Annotated in this window: 14 protein-coding genes; 4 read left to right on the top strand and 10 right to left on the bottom strand. The window is 41.2% G+C overall.

Annotated features, from left to right (window positions below):
• Positions 1-59 precede the first annotated feature (59 nt).
• The gene (efp, locus tag L3V43_RS09480; protein WP_010605834.1) at positions 60-626 is read right to left on the bottom strand and encodes an elongation factor P; all 567 of its coding nucleotides are present in this window, start codon (positions 624-626) and stop codon (positions 60-62) included.
• Positions 627-668: 42 nt separating this feature from the next.
• Here efp and epmB point away from each other — a divergent pair, with 42 nt between their 5' ends.
• A complete protein-coding gene (gene epmB / locus L3V43_RS09475; protein WP_095729930.1) occupies positions 669-1685 on the top strand; it encodes an EF-P beta-lysylation protein EpmB in 1017 nt (338 codons plus the stop codon).
• 93 nt (positions 1686-1778) lie between these two features.
• Here epmB and L3V43_RS09470 read toward each other — a convergent pair whose 3' ends face one another.
• Positions 1779-1988, bottom strand: a complete 210-nt coding sequence (locus tag L3V43_RS09470; RefSeq protein ID WP_010605836.1) for a hypothetical protein — start codon at positions 1986-1988, stop codon at positions 1779-1781.
• Positions 1989-2173: 185 nt separating this feature from the next.
• Between L3V43_RS09470 and L3V43_RS09465 the strand changes: the two genes are divergently transcribed.
• Complete coding sequence (locus L3V43_RS09465) at positions 2174-2467, top strand: hypothetical protein (protein ID WP_010605837.1); 294 nt, start codon at positions 2174-2176, stop codon at positions 2465-2467.
• A 56-nt stretch (positions 2468-2523) separates the two neighbouring features.
• Positions 2524-3183, top strand: a complete 660-nt coding sequence (gene gph / locus L3V43_RS09460; protein ID WP_010605838.1) for a phosphoglycolate phosphatase — start codon at positions 2524-2526, stop codon at positions 3181-3183.
• Between the two features lie 56 nt (positions 3184-3239).
• On the opposite strand, the gene L3V43_RS09455 is transcribed toward gph, so the two are convergent.
• The 8 genes from L3V43_RS09455 to L3V43_RS09420 all read right to left on the bottom strand — a co-directional run bounded on the left by L3V43_RS09455 (position 3240) and on the right by L3V43_RS09420 (position 12588).
• Positions 3240-4034 carry a TauD/TfdA family dioxygenase gene (locus tag L3V43_RS09455; RefSeq protein ID WP_237116443.1) on the bottom strand — a complete coding sequence of 265 codons (795 nt, stop codon included), beginning with the start codon at positions 4032-4034 and terminating at the stop codon, positions 3240-3242.
• Positions 4034-5014 carry an isocyanide synthase family protein gene (locus L3V43_RS09450; protein WP_010605840.1) on the bottom strand — a complete coding sequence of 327 codons (981 nt, stop codon included), beginning with the start codon at positions 5012-5014 and terminating at the stop codon, positions 4034-4036. The genes L3V43_RS09455 and L3V43_RS09450 overlap by 1 nt, the downstream gene beginning before the upstream one ends.
• A 16-nt stretch (positions 5015-5030) precedes the next feature.
• Entirely contained in the window at positions 5031-6647 is a 1617-nt protein-coding gene (locus L3V43_RS09445) for an NAD(P)/FAD-dependent oxidoreductase (RefSeq protein ID WP_206471829.1), read from the bottom strand.
• A gap of 9 nt (positions 6648-6656) precedes the next feature.
• Complete coding sequence (locus L3V43_RS09440; RefSeq protein WP_237116442.1) at positions 6657-7835, bottom strand: hypothetical protein; 1179 nt, start codon at positions 7833-7835, stop codon at positions 6657-6659.
• A gap of 8 nt (positions 7836-7843) precedes the next feature.
• Positions 7844-8635 carry an outer membrane lipoprotein-sorting protein gene (locus L3V43_RS09435; protein WP_102056046.1) on the bottom strand — a complete coding sequence of 264 codons (792 nt, stop codon included), beginning with the start codon at positions 8633-8635 and terminating at the stop codon, positions 7844-7846.
• Positions 8616-10982, bottom strand: coding sequence for an MMPL family transporter (locus L3V43_RS09430; protein WP_010605844.1), 2367 nt, complete (start codon positions 10980-10982; stop codon positions 8616-8618). The genes L3V43_RS09435 and L3V43_RS09430 overlap by 20 nt, the downstream gene beginning before the upstream one ends.
• Positions 10983-11138: 156 nt before the next feature.
• The gene (locus L3V43_RS09425; RefSeq protein WP_158299096.1) at positions 11139-11723 is read right to left on the bottom strand and encodes a TetR/AcrR family transcriptional regulator; all 585 of its coding nucleotides are present in this window, start codon (positions 11721-11723) and stop codon (positions 11139-11141) included.
• A 355-nt stretch (positions 11724-12078) separates the two neighbouring features.
• Positions 12079-12588: a DUF3016 domain-containing protein gene (locus L3V43_RS09420; protein ID WP_237116502.1), complete on the bottom strand. Its 510-nt coding sequence runs from the start codon at positions 12586-12588 to the stop codon at positions 12079-12081.
• Positions 12589-13341: 753 nt separating this feature from the next.
• Here L3V43_RS09420 and L3V43_RS09415 point away from each other — a divergent pair.
• Complete coding sequence (locus L3V43_RS09415) at positions 13342-14859, top strand: S41 family peptidase (protein ID WP_237116441.1); 1518 nt, start codon at positions 13342-13344, stop codon at positions 14857-14859.
• Positions 14860-14997: the final 138 nt, after the last annotated feature.

Genomic DNA, 14997 nt, shown 5'->3' with positions numbered 1-14997 from the left:
CCAAAAAAATCCCAGCAATATGCTGGGATTTATAAAACATCGTAAATTGCTTTACGCTATTATTTTACGCGGCTTACGTATTCGCCACTACGCGTATCAACTTTGATCACTTCACCAATTTGAACGAACAAAGGAACACGAACAACAGCACCTGTGCTTAGGGTTGCAGGCTTACCACCAGTACCCGCAGTGTCGCCTTTCAGGCCTGGATCGGTTTCAGTGATCTCAAGTTCAACAAAGTTAGGAGGTGTTACTGCGATTGGATTACCATTCCACAGTGTGATAGTACAAACGTCATTTTCAACCAGCCATTTTACGCTATCACCCACTGCTTTTTCATCAGCTGCGATCTGCTCAAATGTTTCGTTGTTCATGAAATGCCAGAACTCACCGTCAGTGTATAAATACGCTAGATCAGTATCCATTACGTCTGCGCCTTCCACTGAGTCGCCAGACTTAAATGTTTTCTCTAGTACTTTACCTGAGATAAGCTTACGGATTTTAACGCGGTTAAACGCTTGTCCTTTACCAGGCTTGACCATTTCATTTTCTAAGATAGAACAAGGCTCGCCGTCCATCATAATTTTTAGGCCGCCCTTGAACTCGTTGGTGCTATAATTCGCCATCGTATCCTCTAATCTACGTATATTCGAGTAATTAACCTGCTAATGATACAAATAAATGAAGTAAATTTGCAGACTAACTGGCAAAAAGAATTAGCAAATGTTGTCACTGACCCACAAGAGCTACTCAACATCTTGGGGTTGCATGACCAATTTGATGCACGAGACTTTGCAGCTAAGCGCTTGTTTCCTATGCGAGTACCTCGCCCATTTATCGCTAAAATGCGCCACGGAGATCGTCATGACCCCTTGCTTTTACAAGTGTTACCTGTACATCAGGAATATTTAACTGAAGCGGGATTTAGTAAAGATCCACTCGAAGAACAAGACGCACCTGTACCTGGTTTGTTACATAAGTACCGTTCTAGGGTATTACTCATGCTCAAAACCGGTTGTGCGGTCAACTGCCGCTACTGTTTTCGACGCCACTTCCCCTATCAGGATAATCAGGTCAACAAACGCACCTTAGAGCCTGTATTTGATTATTTGCGCGCCCATCATGAAATCAATGAGGTGATCTTAAGTGGCGGTGATCCGCTGATGGCCAAAGATGACATGATAGCTTGGGTGCTAAAACAATTAGAGGCTATACCACAAATCAAACGTTTACGTATTCACAGCCGCTTACCGGTAGTGATCCCAGCGAGAGTAACCGAGGAATTGTGCCAACGTTTAGCAAACAGTCATTTAAAGGTGATTTTGGTAAATCACATTAATCATGCAAATGAAATCGATGATACTTTTAAAGCGGCAATGCAAAAACTTAAACAAGCCAATGTGACCTTGCTAAACCAAGCAGTGCTACTTAAAGGAATTAATAACGATGTTGCGGCTCAGGCCCAATTGAGTGAAGCCCTATTCGATGCAGATATACTGCCTTATTATTTGCATTTACTCGATAAGGTAGAAGGCGCTAGTCATTTTGATGTAGAAGAGCGTGAAGCCAAGGCGATAATGGCTGAGCTTTTAGAAGTGCTACCGGGATTCTTGGTGCCTAAATTAGTGCGAGAAATTGGTGGTCAGCCAAGTAAAACGCTGATCGACTTAAATTTACTAGACTAAAATAGCAAAAAATCGGTGCTAATGACCCTAGCACCGATTGCTTTGCACATATCTATCGGACATGCCGAAGACAACGTGCCATCAGACATAAGCTTACGCGTATGTATTGATGTTGTTGCCTAGCGTTGCTGTCACTGATTTCGCTGGCGTTTGTGCTGCTGCACTGCTGCCCGCAGATTCAATTAAAGCAAGTGCGGCTTGTCCATCTGCTTGCTGTTGCTTCTTTGCCAATGCAGCGCTGTACACTTCACCACTTTGGCTCGCTCCAGACATAGCAGGTAGGTTACTTCCGGAAATATTCATAAGTGATTACCTGACTTTTTGATGGATCAAATTGGTTATCGGCGTATAAATTTAAACCTTTAGGATAAATTACGAGATAAGTTTCCAATTCCTTTGTACTACTTATAAAAGGGTAGATTTACACCTGACATTTGTAAATGAAACCCTTAAAATAAGCCCTTTTAATAGGGCGATTAGGACTGACCATGCAAGCCGTTATCGAAAAACTCAATGAAAATCTCAAGATCATATACCGCCAAGCACTAGATGCGGATAAAAAACTCGATGAATTGCAGCAGCAAGGTCACGGTAAGTTTAAAGCACTATTTACAGAAGAAGCGGGGTTTACGTTTGAAGCCAAGCGCTTTAAACCTTATGTTTTGGATGTTGCAGCCGACGTTGAAGGTCTATCGACGACTGAAGAAATTGACGAGCAAAAACTTGCACTTGTTGTGAAAAAGCTACAGAGCCTATTACAACTACTCGCTACCTTTAAATAATTTATCAATTCAGGTTCTGTTGTTTGGGGCCTCTGTAATGTACAAGGAATGAAATCATGTTTACATACCCGACTTGGGTTGGCTTTGATTTAGACGGTACTTTAGTAAGTACCGCTGAAGATATCGCCTACGCTTTAAACACGACATTAAACCATTACTATTTGCCGGATATTGAACTTGCCCTTGTTAAAACTTGGATTGGCAATGGTACAACTAAGCTGACTGAACGTGCGTTAGACTTCCATAACAATACCAATATTGACAGAGCCGAAGCGACTCGTTTACTTGAAACCATTTACGATGACTGTGTTACACGCTCATCCAGTTTATTCTCTAATGCAAAAACTACACTGCAGAGTTTACATCAGCAAAGAATTAAACTCGCTTTAGTCACCAACAAGAATACTTCACATACTCATAAGTTATTAGAGCACTTAGAAATTAAAGCTATGTTTGACACAATTGTGTGTGCTGACACTTTGAAAAAGAAAAAGCCAGATCCACTGCCTTTATACACCTCTGTAAATAATATGAATTGCGAAGTACAAGATGGGTTTTATGTCGGTGACTCCATCAACGATGTGACAACTGCACGAAATGCAGGTTGTAAAGTTGTTACCGTTGACTATGGCTATAATCATGGCAATCCAATTTCACAAAGTGAGCCTGACGCCATTATCAGTGATTTATCGGAAGTATTAGCACTATTCAATTAGTAATCTTAGATAAAAAAGCTCACATCCATGTGAGCTATGAGAAAGTAAATACATTACTATAGAATATGAACCCGTTTTAGATGACGATTTAAGCCGCTTCCTTCAAAGCGACTGCGTCCATGTAATAAAGCTAGATTATCCACAAACACAAACTCGCCTTTCCTCCAACTATGTTTATAAAAGTAGTTCGACGAGTAAAGTAACGAGTTCATTTCTTTCAAAAAGACGTCACTTTGATAAGTATCAAAACCTATCACCTGTGCCTCAACTGGATTCACTGCCATATTATCTTTATTGAAAGGTTCAATATAACGCATGCGAGGCTTGCCTGTCTTAGGGTGACGGCTTATTAAAGGAACTTCAATCACCCCTCCATAGTGGGCTTTCTTTTCCGTTTCATAACGGATCCGAATTTGCTTCCATTGCTCAATGGTATCGTTCGGTAGACTTTCTAGTAACCGTGTTGTATTCAAAAATGTAGTCTCTCCACCACCGAAGCTGGAACTACTCTGCAAGCATTGAAAGAAGTTAAACCTTGGCTCTTCTGAGGCGAATGCTCCGTCCCAGTGCAGCTCTACCTTACCCTCACTGAAAATATGATTTTGCGGTTGCTCTTGTATTTTTAAATCAAGTACATAACCGAAGTCCCACTGCAAAAGCGGACCGATCTCTTTAGCTACTAACTCCATATCAGTATCATTGAGGGGCTCAAATCCTTTGAGCACAACCAGTCCTTGAGAAAATATTTCATCGATCAATGACGCAATATTAAGACGCTCAACTCGTTGACAAGCCATAGAAGTTGCATCAATGACAACTCCAACGCTATCCAAGGCTTTAATTGTATCCATCACTCCGCTCCTCGATGAATACGCTCAAAATGGCTTGCACGGCCTTCGTTGAACACCAATACACAACCTAACTTCTCAGCTTGTTCACGCGGCATGAGTTGATAACTTGTATTATCTTTCACCAATACTGAATGCCATGGCGTTGTCCAGACATCAGTTTGTGAAACTAAAGAAATACCAATTTTTTCAGACACCAAGTATTGAGGGTGAATTGATAGGCGTAACGCTTCAGGTAAGTGATCTTTCAACAATCGACTCCATGCATTACTCCTTTGGATCACTCGGTAGGCAGCTGTTTTAGCAACTTTTTGCAACGCTGTGCGGCTATAATCCGAAAACTTTTCAATGCCAGAGAAATCCTCCAACATAAAGCGCGTGATGCCTTTATACATCGTGGACGCTTCTTTTTCATTTTTCACTCGTTGACGTAAGTCTGACAAGCTCTCTCCGTAGCGGATCATCAGCTCTTCACGAAGTACAGTAAAGTCATCAACTTTGTCAAATACATCTTCTAAATTAAAGAATTCAAAATAGTTAGGGTAATGACGAGCCGCGTATTGGCGTAGTGTATTTACGTACTGACTGACATGTGAATCCGTGACATGAATGATATCGGCAAAAACACGACCATCAGAACAAATTGTTACTTTTGCACCTGGTTCATAAATAGATTCAATCTGTTTACAGAGATTGACTAAGCGTTCAAATGCATAGAACTCCCCTTTATCAGGCAAGAAACCCAGTGTTTTCGTTCTATTTGGTGACTTTGCAGGGAAAGCTGGCAATACCATATTAATAGGTTCGTTATTTGCGATGAATTGCTCGACTCTCTCCACATGCCCCGCGATCTGCTCAGTGAATGGTGCGTTATCTTCTATAGGTAACAAACGGCGTTGCTCAAAAATTAGTGAAATAATATCTTCTGCTAACGACTGTATTTGACAATCCTGGATGCGGTGTTTAATAGCTAAATTTTCCATTTTCTTTGCCTAATTATTATATGTGAAAAAGCTGCATAGCATGGGTAAGTGATAATTTATCTTCGATAGCAGCTTGAACTACCATCGGCATTTTTTCTTCGTCAAAGTCGACCTTTTGAATTTCACATAAGCTACGTAAAAACCCCTGATAGGTGACTTCCAAAAGTGCATGATCTAACTCAGCAATCGCCGCATCGTCTAACATTGCACCTCTTGTATGTGCGTGTTTCATACGTTGTCGCGTAAGTTCAATATCGAAAAAGTGTCCACGATTGTAGCGGTATTCATACCCTTTGATTAATTGAATAAACTCATCTTTTAATACGTGAATTCGTGCAATCGCAGCATTTTCTATCATCGCGATAGCTTTTTGATTAACTTCGTCTTGACTCATTCCATGCTGGCTTGGGCAATAACCATAACGACGAGACATAGAGGACGGTAAAATAAAACCAAACCAATGCATTAGTAATGCTTCAAAATGCGTTTTATGTACTTCATAACTACCATGGTAGTTACCTGTAATGTGCAACATAAAACTCTCATACCAAGAAAGAAGGTACGCATTGAATGCCTTTGTTTTACCAGCAAACACTTCTGCATCTTCGGCGATATCCGCTTCAATAAGCTCGCCAATCATGCGATTAGCATCGGTTAGGTAAGCAGAACCTGGTGATAACAAGGGATCTAAAAAGGCTGATGACATTCCAGTTAAGAACCAGCGTTCTGTAGAAAAGGATTGCTTTGCCTTTCTAGATAGTCGCTTCATCGAGGTGTAATCTAATAATTCAGCGTGCTGTCCTAGAATTTCATTGAGTGCTTGATGAGAGCGTAAAAACTGCTCAAATTCTTCAGCTGAACGAATATTTAAATTCACTTCATTATTTTTAGCAGTAATCCCTATGCTAAAGGTGTCTTGATTCAATGGAATTAACCAAATCCAATATCCTTTGTACATAAAGTGATTGGTAGCCAGTGCTCTACTCGTAAAGTTCGATCGAGCACGCCACTCATCACTTCCAAGGTGATCAATCAGCTCAATATGCTTAAACCTTCCCCAGTATGAACTCACAGGGTGGCGATCATTTTGTGATTCAATTAATCCAAGCTGTTTACCCAACGGTGAATTAAAGCCCGATGCATCAACTAAATAACGACAAGTATAAGTGCTACCACTGCTGGTAACGACAGTGTGTCCTTGCTGCGCATCGAGACTAATTTCATTAACTGTAGTGCCCATTACAACATCGACACCTAGTTCACGATTGAACTGCACCATATCGTTATCAAACTTTTCGCGGTCAATTTGATGCGCAGGGATGCCATGATACCAACTACGCCCAAGCTCACTCAGTTCTTCCACACTTAAATCGCGGTTATCACTATCAAAGTAAAAACGCAGCCCATGTTTGTATAGGTGGTTTGTTTCAAGATAAAAACCAAGCTTTAAATCGTTTGCCATGTAGTCCCAAAAAGACTCCAGTGTCGACTCTCCAACCCAACTATTAAACGCCTGCTTTCTCTCTATAACCGTAATTTTCATATCTGGATGAGCCAATTTTAGTTGTCTTGCCAAGCAAGCCCCCGCCATTGAACCACCAATAATCAATACATCTGCGTATTGGCTTACCATAATTTCTCCTTAAAGGTAGTAAGTCAGCCTAAGTTCTATAAAATCATCATCTTTAAACCCGTAGGTCGCATCACGCTGGGTTTGCTCTAAAAACAAGTTTGCTTCAAGCGCTAGACTCAAGTGACTGGAGAGCCTAGTCGAAAATTCGGTTTTAATGGTGTGAGCCCCAGTATCGTTATCGATTAAGACCCCAGTAATCATGCTCGTATCATCAACATCATTCCACGCGAGTCGCATGCCAATAAATGTCGCATCTTGATAAAGACGATTTAGATTCACCTGTTCTTCGGTATCTCTATGTAACTCCATGAGTAAACTGAGATCTTTGTTGGAATTGGCGATGCCGTAAAAGTAGTATTCGGCACCGACTACATAAGCCCAGCTTTTCCCTCCCATTTGGTGATGGCGATGTACCGCTTCAACCTTCCCAAGCAGGTACTCAGACGTCCACTGTAAGTCCAATGCTGTTTGTTGAAGGCGCCGATAAATGGCATCGAACTCTTGATTATCATTAGGGCGTGTAACGGGCTCCCTGTCGATGCCGTCGAAGTAGTAGGTTCCGACATCCCAATCACCTAGCACACCGCGATAACCTAATAAGTAGCTACCTCTATAATTAGCATCTCGGCCTACAAATTGCTCATCGGTCACAGCTAGTGGCAACGACAAGCGGTCATCAGGAAGGCCGAAATCACGCTCACGAAAATAAGGTAAAGACATGGCAAACCAATGACCATTATCAGTAAAATGCTGATAATGGAGTAGTAATTCTCCAAGCTTAGCCTCGTTATCCAAATTTCGTGTCGGCTGCTTTTGATTGACGATATCAACCAAATGACGAGACTCTGCAACTCCCCAAAAAACAGTATTTACACCAACATTCAACTGTCCTTGAGAGAAAGAACGAGTGATATATGCTTCTTGAATGTCGAATGCCCTTATCCCCTCATTTTTCGCTGCACTCAATACAGGTTTAAGCCCTCCGCTTAAGCCTGTCTTTGGGTTTTCAAAATCCAGCTCCCACATCAATTTAGCATCGAACTCTCGGTCAAGTTGTGAGGCTCTCATCGGAGAGCCATTATACTGCCGAGTGCTAAGGTCAATGCTGGTACTACTTTGCCATTCCATCTCAGCTTTCGCATACGGAATGCAAGATAGCACAACAGCAAGCATCGCCTTGAGTCGCATACCACCCCCTATTTCAACGACGATTTAATAAAGTCGCGAGCACTCAAGGAAATATCAAATTGGTAGTCTGAAAACTCTAATATCGTCTTTTTGCCCGACTGGTGATTTTCCATTGTCATGGTAAGCGGACGCCAGTACGCTTGTTGATATAACTTGTAGTTATCTAGGCTCAATGTTTTTAAATGACTGCCTTTTCTATCGTAGAAGTCTATTTTTCTAACTTGATAATCCTTGGTATCTATTAATGCACGTTGTTTGGTATATCCCGAGTTTTCATATTTTGGAAACCGATCTATCACCGCACATGTCAGCTCGCCACACGTCTCTTCCGCTACATATTCATAGCTATACTTATTGAGTTCTTGAGCCGTAAAATCTTCAAACGCAAACTCGCTGCCAACAAATGGTCCCGATTTGTTTGCAGAAGAGATCCGTTTAACACGCTTAAGCGCTGGGAGATATAACCACTGATCATCAGCATCTATAATTTGCGCATGTGAAAGCAGCTTGGTTTCTTTTACATCTGCAGGAGAGTTAAAAATGATAAGGCTTTTGTCACCTTTGTCTTCGTCTGCCACTTCCATGGTTTTCATGGTCAATAAACGTTCGGTTTCTTGGCCTTTTTTGTCTATCAAACGCATTTTTAAATCAACCGCACTGACTTCAAAACCTCGATCTGAACGATCTGCTTTAGCTGCTATGTTGTAGCCTAGATTGTCTTGCGTTGCGTTGCTGGCAAAAGGTATAACCAGCAATCCGATTGCTAAATGTGATAAAAACTTAGACGTTGTAGATTTCATTTTTCGTTCCTTCTTGAATAGGCGCTTTGCTCGCTTGCTTTGATCTTTTAGCTAGTAACATAAGCAGCGCGGGTAAGAATAAAAAGTCCACGATGAGTGCCATGACAATGGCAAGTGCAGTTAGCAGCCCCATCTGCGCATTGATCATAAAGGTTGAATAGGCCAACACTGCGAAACCGCCAGCCAGAATAAATGTGGTCAGTAAAATAGCTTCACCGACTGTTTCAAAGGCATACTTCACCGCACCTGCGGGGTCCAATCCCTGCTCTCGCCTCGCCCGTAAATACTTGGATAGGAAATGCACGGTATTATCAACAATGATCCCTAAAGAAGTTGAAGTTACCGTAGCCGCCGCCACACCAACTTGACCGACCAATATAGCCCAAATACCAAAAGTGAATAGCATCGGAATTGTGTTGGGTAGAATACTTGCGATCCCATATTTAATACTTCTCAGCGTCATCACCATAATCAAGGTGATCACGATAACGGCAATTAAATTACCGCTGAGCATGCTTTCTGCGTTGCGCTGGAAAATATGTGAGAACATTACGGTCGCACCGGTTGCTTTAGCATGCATAGCATCTGGTGTATGGTCGACTAACCAAGCCTCAGTACGAGCGATAAAAGATTGGATCTGGCCAGTTGAGAGGTTATCTAGAGTCAAGCTTACTCGAGTTGCCGATTTATCCATACTGATCCTGTCCGTCAGGTCTAACCCAAATGGCAAGGACATTTCATAAAGCAGAAGATACTGCGCTGCTAACTCTCTATCTGCAGGTAAACGATACATACCGGTATCATCTTGATGCATATTTTTGTTGAGACGCTTAACAATATCCGTGTAACTATAGACATGAACCACCTCTGGTTGCATTCTCAGCCACTGTGTAAATTGATTCAGATTGGTAAGATATTCAGGTTCACTGATCCCGCCTACTTTGCCACTTTCAACATCAAACTCAACCACATAAATACCAGTAAGGTTTTCCATGGTAAAATCGGTATCACGGCGAAACTCCACTCGATGATCGAAGTACTTCACAAACTCATCATTGAGATCAATATTGGGGACCACATAGGCACTAGCCGCAATCGCAACAACAGTAAATAGCAAAATAGCTCGATACTTCTGCGCTACAGCACCACCAAAACGACCTAGGTAATGAGATAACATGCTTGTACGAGTTGCATAGCTCTTTTTGTCTGGCAAAATGGCGATCAGGCTGGGTAGTAAAATTAGAGATAATACCCAAGCAGCAGCAATACCAAATGCTGTAATGTTGCCCAAATCTGCAAATGGAGGGGCATCCGACATGTTAAGAGTTAAAAAGCCTACAATTGTAGTCAAGCTAGTTATAGATACGGGAACGAAGTTAATTCGTAAACTTTCCACTATCGCGTGATTTTTTTCGTGTCCTGCTTTTCTTGCGGCATAGTAAGACAACAAAACGTGTATGCTGTCAGCTATCGCTAGCGTTAGAATAATAGTTGGTGCGGTTATCGAAATAGGAGTTAATTGAATACCAGCGTAGCCACTGACCCCCATAGCCACAACACTTGAGAAAATCACCACAGATACAGCTGCAATAGTTCCTGGAAAACTGCGTAATCCACAGTACATTACAATGATCAAAACCAAATACATGATAGGCGTAAGGGTTTCGGCATCTTGCTGCCCTGACTCACTAAACGCATTGTTTAGCATCGAAATTCCAGAAAGCGCAAACACTAAATCAGGATTCTCTTGCTGTGCTTTTGCAACTATTTCGCGAACATGTTTTACCGCTGTCGGTACTTCAGTCAGTGATTCACCTGGGTACTGAACGGTAATATTGATACCTGTCGTCTTACCATTATTTGCGATCAAGCGCTGTTTTAATAAGGGCTCTTGTTGTGCAATTTCCGCTTTTTGTAAAATGTCTTCTTCACTTAATGACTGGACGTTTTTCATCAAGTCCGCAACTATCAGCTCATCTCCCTCCGCGTAACTATGCTGAAAGTTAGTCACAGAGTCGACTCGACTAGCATAGGGGGTTTGCCACGCAGCCTCTGTCAGCTGTTCAACCACCATTGCGTGCTGTTTGGATAAACCGTTACCCGCCTTTTGATGTACAACAATAAGAATATTATCGTTCTTGGTGTACTTATCCTGAAAAGCTTCAAAAGCCAGTAGTTCGGGGTTTGAAGCACTAAAAAATGCCCGATAATCATTAGAAAATGTTAACCCTTTTGCCCCAATACCAATTGCAATACAAGACATGATACTGAAGAGTAAACACAAGTATTTATATCTAGTGACAAACTCACCGAGTCGCTTAGCAACTCCTTCTAGCGATGATCCCATTGTCTCTCCTTAAATAACAGAACAATCATTCTGATATAAAATAAAAAAATAGCTAAAAGCTTTTCTTCACGATCACTTCTAGCAATTAAGCAAACGCTTTGGGTAATCTTTACTGATCACTCAATTCAAATCTTTATCACGACGTATTATCTTTCGTTACTTCTGCGCCATCATGTCAAAAATCGTAGTTAAGTAATGTCTCAGAGTTTCACGATGGAAATCTCCTTTTGCCATCACGGCTACACCTTGAAGCACACCAAGTAAACAAAAGCTCAAACTATTTGCATCAATCTCTTTGCGAATCTCACCTTGCGCTTGCGCTTTTTCAATGAAATCTCGAAACTGCGCACTCAATGCACTGTAGACCTGTTGCACCGCTGAATTCATATCAGAGTCGGATTCACCCACTTCTGTGGCCGTATTACAAATCAAGCAGCCATTAGCACCATGCTCTGCAATGTTTTGACTATACAAGTTAAAAAATGCAGTTAAGTCTGCCAAGCTGCCATCGCTTGCACTTAAACGCTTAAGCCCAGGCCCAATTTTACGCAGAGAATACTCCTGCAAACAGCGTTGAAACAATTCCTTTTTATTACCAAATTCTTGGTAAAACCCGTACCGACTAACACCAGTACAAGTGACTAACTGTTCCATGGAAGTATTCCTATATCCTTGCTTCCAAAACAGGATTGTCGCTTGTTCCAATGCTTTATCGACATTAAACTCTCGCGTTCTTCCCATAGGCTCCTCAAAAAACAGAATATACATTCTGAAATAAAAAAGTCAACAAAATCACAACAAAATAATAAAACCGTAACAATTGGATTGTTATGACTTTAGTTCAGCTTAGGTGCTTATAAAAGCATCCAACCTAAGTACGAAATAAGTAGTGAGTTACGATTAGAACTATTCACAACTCCAAGAAACAGTAACATGTATTTGAGGTAGGCAAAATATTTTGAGGTATAAAACTAAAAATTACTACAATAGAGTGCGAGTAGTAGCGACTCATCTAACTTACTAATATTCAGCTAAAAGAAGATGAGAACACCCAGTCTCGGCGCTCTCATCAAGATCACCATAGCTGTTGATCAACTCAACTAGCTTTCTTCATTAAGTCATCTTCAAACCAGTCAGTTAAAAGACGCTTTTCGTAATAAAAGGATTCGTCCATTCCCCTTTTTATTCTATCCATGAATGACATATCTTTTAACGTCACGCCATTTTCCTCTGCGATGGTTTTACCAGACTTATCAGTTAACTTATAACTAATTTCAAAACGGGGGAAATGGATTGGTTTAATCACCCGAATATCAGTAGTACCATAATGAACATCACCTGCAAGATCTATATCATCAAAAGTAATCGCAAGCTTGTAACCCTCGGGTAATTTAGTCGCTAATTCTTCTAGGTGTTTCTGTAGTTGCTTCTCAACCCGTTGATGAAACGAACCTCGCGTTTCATTACCTGGCCTAACATCGCGATACTCTTTAAAGTCCTTCCAAGTCACAGCGACTTCACCTGCATTGACAAACAAGGGAGTCATAAATAAAGCAAGTATTGCAATTTGTGTTTTCATCTTTGGATCTCCTTCAAACTCTACCATCACCTTACTCCTTCATTATGTGAAGTAAAGCAAGATCACACCCTTTTACGCAGTGTGACATTTGGCTACATTTACATCAATATAATAGTAAGACCGAAGTTATTGGTAAATGTTCTCAAACAGGTATAAACACCATGAAATGAACGATAACTGTCATTTTTCATCTGCGCTACACCCTCTACCTGCTCAGTGAATAGATCGGTAACATTTGTTCTTTCGTCAGCTGTTAATCGCATAAAGTGTAGTCAATGGTTGCTAATGCCCCCTTAATATCTATCACTTCAGTCCTAAAAGTGTCGCGTAAATTTCCTATGTAACCACATTATCGATCTTAGATCAGACCTCATGACAGCCGCGACGTGCAGAATTTAGGTACACCACAAGCTACGTATTGAGGTATGTTTGCATGGTAAAGTTGGAGACATAGCCGCAGAACACGATGGTGAACGCGACATGTTGCCGAGTGATTTTTTTTGCAGTAGTAAGGGAGTTACTAAGCTGAGCAACCAGCCTTCAGTTTTGATGATTTTTTAGGTCGGGATTTATCCTGCTATATCTCACTTGTCATTGTGAAAGAAATCACTACTTCTCGAATGTTTGTGCTGCATTAAAACCTAATCACATAAAAAACAGGTTACATTTTACCGATTTGTTTGGTTTACTGGTCTATTAAATAACCTGAGCTTCGGATAATTAATACCTTATTCAAACCTCAGGTTCACGAGTCAGATTATAATAATTAAAAGAATTTATATGAAAAAAACGATTAACATCTCCCTTGGTACTTTAGCTAGTTGCCTTTCTGTGCTTGCAACGAATTCTCATGCGCTTGGAAATGACAACGATTCAATAGACAACCTGCCAAGCACAGCTTTGCAATGGCAAGCCGTAGCAAAACAAGATATCCATTACGCCTATCAGCAATCTGCTACTAATCACCCCGGTATATTGGATAGCCACAATCCTGGCTTTGCGCAGTTACTTGAAAACGCAAAACAACAAGCGTTAGTGCTTGCTGAAAAGATCAAAGATGCCCCTGGCTATGAAGCCACAATTGCCCGTTTTAATACTGTTTTACAAGATGGTCATGCTGGCGCTGTGGCGGTTTTACCAAAGGCGGTGAAGCAACCTAGGCGCTGGCCGGGGTTCTCGGTGGTTTGGCGTGGTGATGGTTTAAAAGTGTATTACAGCGAGCATGATAAAGTAACTAAGGGCGACAAGGTCATACGCTGTAATGATACGCCTATTAAGCCTTTGATGCGTAACACGTTGTTTAAGTTTCATGGTCAAGTTGAGCAGCCTGGTCATTGGTGGAATCAAGGGTGGCGATTATTAATCGACGACGGTAATCCATTTTTACCACCATTAAAAACATGCGACTTTATGCAATCGAATGGCGTGGCTTACAGTCTACAGTTACAGTGGGTAGAACGACCAGATAGCGTTAGTCAACACCTAGTAAATGCTTACAATGGCGATAAGTTGGAGGTCGGTTTACATTGGCCTGTTGAAGATATAGCCTGGATAGCAATGCCCACCTTTGCACCTAACGAAACAGAAAAATCAAATTACCAACAACTATTTGCTGACTTAGCTAGGCAACGCGAACAACTTCTCACAGCTACAGCTGTGGTATTAGACCTTCGTCATAATCAAGGTGGTTCAACGTATTGGAGTTTGAAAATCGCCGAGCAATTATGGGGGCAGCAAATCGTTAATTATCGAAAAGATAAACATGACGAAAAATCACAGGTGTGGTGGCGAGCATCAAAAGATAATACTCAGTATGTAGAGTCGTTAATAACTGTATTACGCGACCAGCCTGAGATGCATGAAATGGTGAAAGCAGTGTCTGTAGGTATGCGTGCATCTTTAGAGGCTGGAAAGCCATTTTATGTAGAGCATAAGCCACAAGCAAACAATGCTTTAAAGCAGCTAGCTGAAAGTGACTTTAAAAATAAAGCGATAGTGATCGTGCCGGGGCAATGTGGCAGCGCCTGTCTGGGTGCTGTCGATACTTTTAAGTTGTTTTCAAATACAGTGTTATTTGGCGCCCCAAGTAGCTCAGATTCAACCTATATGGATGTAAGGTTGGCTGATACCCCATCAGGCTTGAGCAAGGTCATTATTCCTAATAAAGTCTATGTAAATAGAGCCCGTGGCAATGGTGATTTTTATCAACCTGACATCCCATTTAATGAGGTAGAGTGGACAACAGAAGCCATATTAGAGGGAATCAAAAAAGTGGCCGATAAAGGGGTTAGGCGCTAGGAGTTAGGTGCTGGGAATCTGGATGTCTGCTACCAATTTGCAGTTTATGATTTAAATTGGGAAAAATAATGCAAAAAAATAAAAACCTTATTTGTCATTACACATCTGCTGAAGGGCTAATGGGGATTCTTAGAAATA

Source organism: Pseudoalteromonas sp. L23 (assembly GCF_021728455.1).
Classification (GTDB): domain Bacteria; phylum Pseudomonadota; class Gammaproteobacteria; order Enterobacterales; family Alteromonadaceae; genus Pseudoalteromonas.
Note: the sequence above shows the minus strand (reverse complement) of the source record. Positions and strands in the feature narration are given on the sequence as shown.

Coding starts and splice junctions, on each gene's coding strand:
- efp (WP_010605834.1), bottom strand. CDS start 626: ATGGCGAATTATAGCACCAACGAGTTCAAGGGCGGCCTAAAAATTATG.
- epmB (WP_095729930.1), top strand. CDS start 669: ATGATACAAATAAATGAAGTAAATTTGCAGACTAACTGGCAAAAAGAA.
- L3V43_RS09470 (WP_010605836.1), bottom strand. CDS start 1,988: ATGAATATTTCCGGAAGTAACCTACCTGCTATGTCTGGAGCGAGCCAA.
- L3V43_RS09465 (WP_010605837.1), top strand. CDS start 2,174: ATGCAAGCCGTTATCGAAAAACTCAATGAAAATCTCAAGATCATATAC.
- gph (WP_010605838.1), top strand. CDS start 2,524: ATGTTTACATACCCGACTTGGGTTGGCTTTGATTTAGACGGTACTTTA.
- L3V43_RS09455 (WP_237116443.1), bottom strand. CDS start 4,034: ATGGATACAATTAAAGCCTTGGATAGCGTTGGAGTTGTCATTGATGCA.
- L3V43_RS09450 (WP_010605840.1), bottom strand. CDS start 5,014: ATGGAAAATTTAGCTATTAAACACCGCATCCAGGATTGTCAAATACAG.
- L3V43_RS09445 (WP_206471829.1), bottom strand. CDS start 6,647: ATGGTAAGCCAATACGCAGATGTATTGATTATTGGTGGTTCAATGGCG.
- L3V43_RS09440 (WP_237116442.1), bottom strand. CDS start 7,835: ATGCGACTCAAGGCGATGCTTGCTGTTGTGCTATCTTGCATTCCGTAT.
- L3V43_RS09435 (WP_102056046.1), bottom strand. CDS start 8,635: ATGAAATCTACAACGTCTAAGTTTTTATCACATTTAGCAATCGGATTG.
- L3V43_RS09430 (WP_010605844.1), bottom strand. CDS start 10,982: ATGGGATCATCGCTAGAAGGAGTTGCTAAGCGACTCGGTGAGTTTGTC.
- L3V43_RS09425 (WP_158299096.1), bottom strand. CDS start 11,723: ATGGGAAGAACGCGAGAGTTTAATGTCGATAAAGCATTGGAACAAGCG.
- L3V43_RS09420 (WP_237116502.1), bottom strand. CDS start 12,588: ATGGTAGAGTTTGAAGGAGATCCAAAGATGAAAACACAAATTGCAATA.
- L3V43_RS09415 (WP_237116441.1), top strand. CDS start 13,342: ATGAAAAAAACGATTAACATCTCCCTTGGTACTTTAGCTAGTTGCCTT.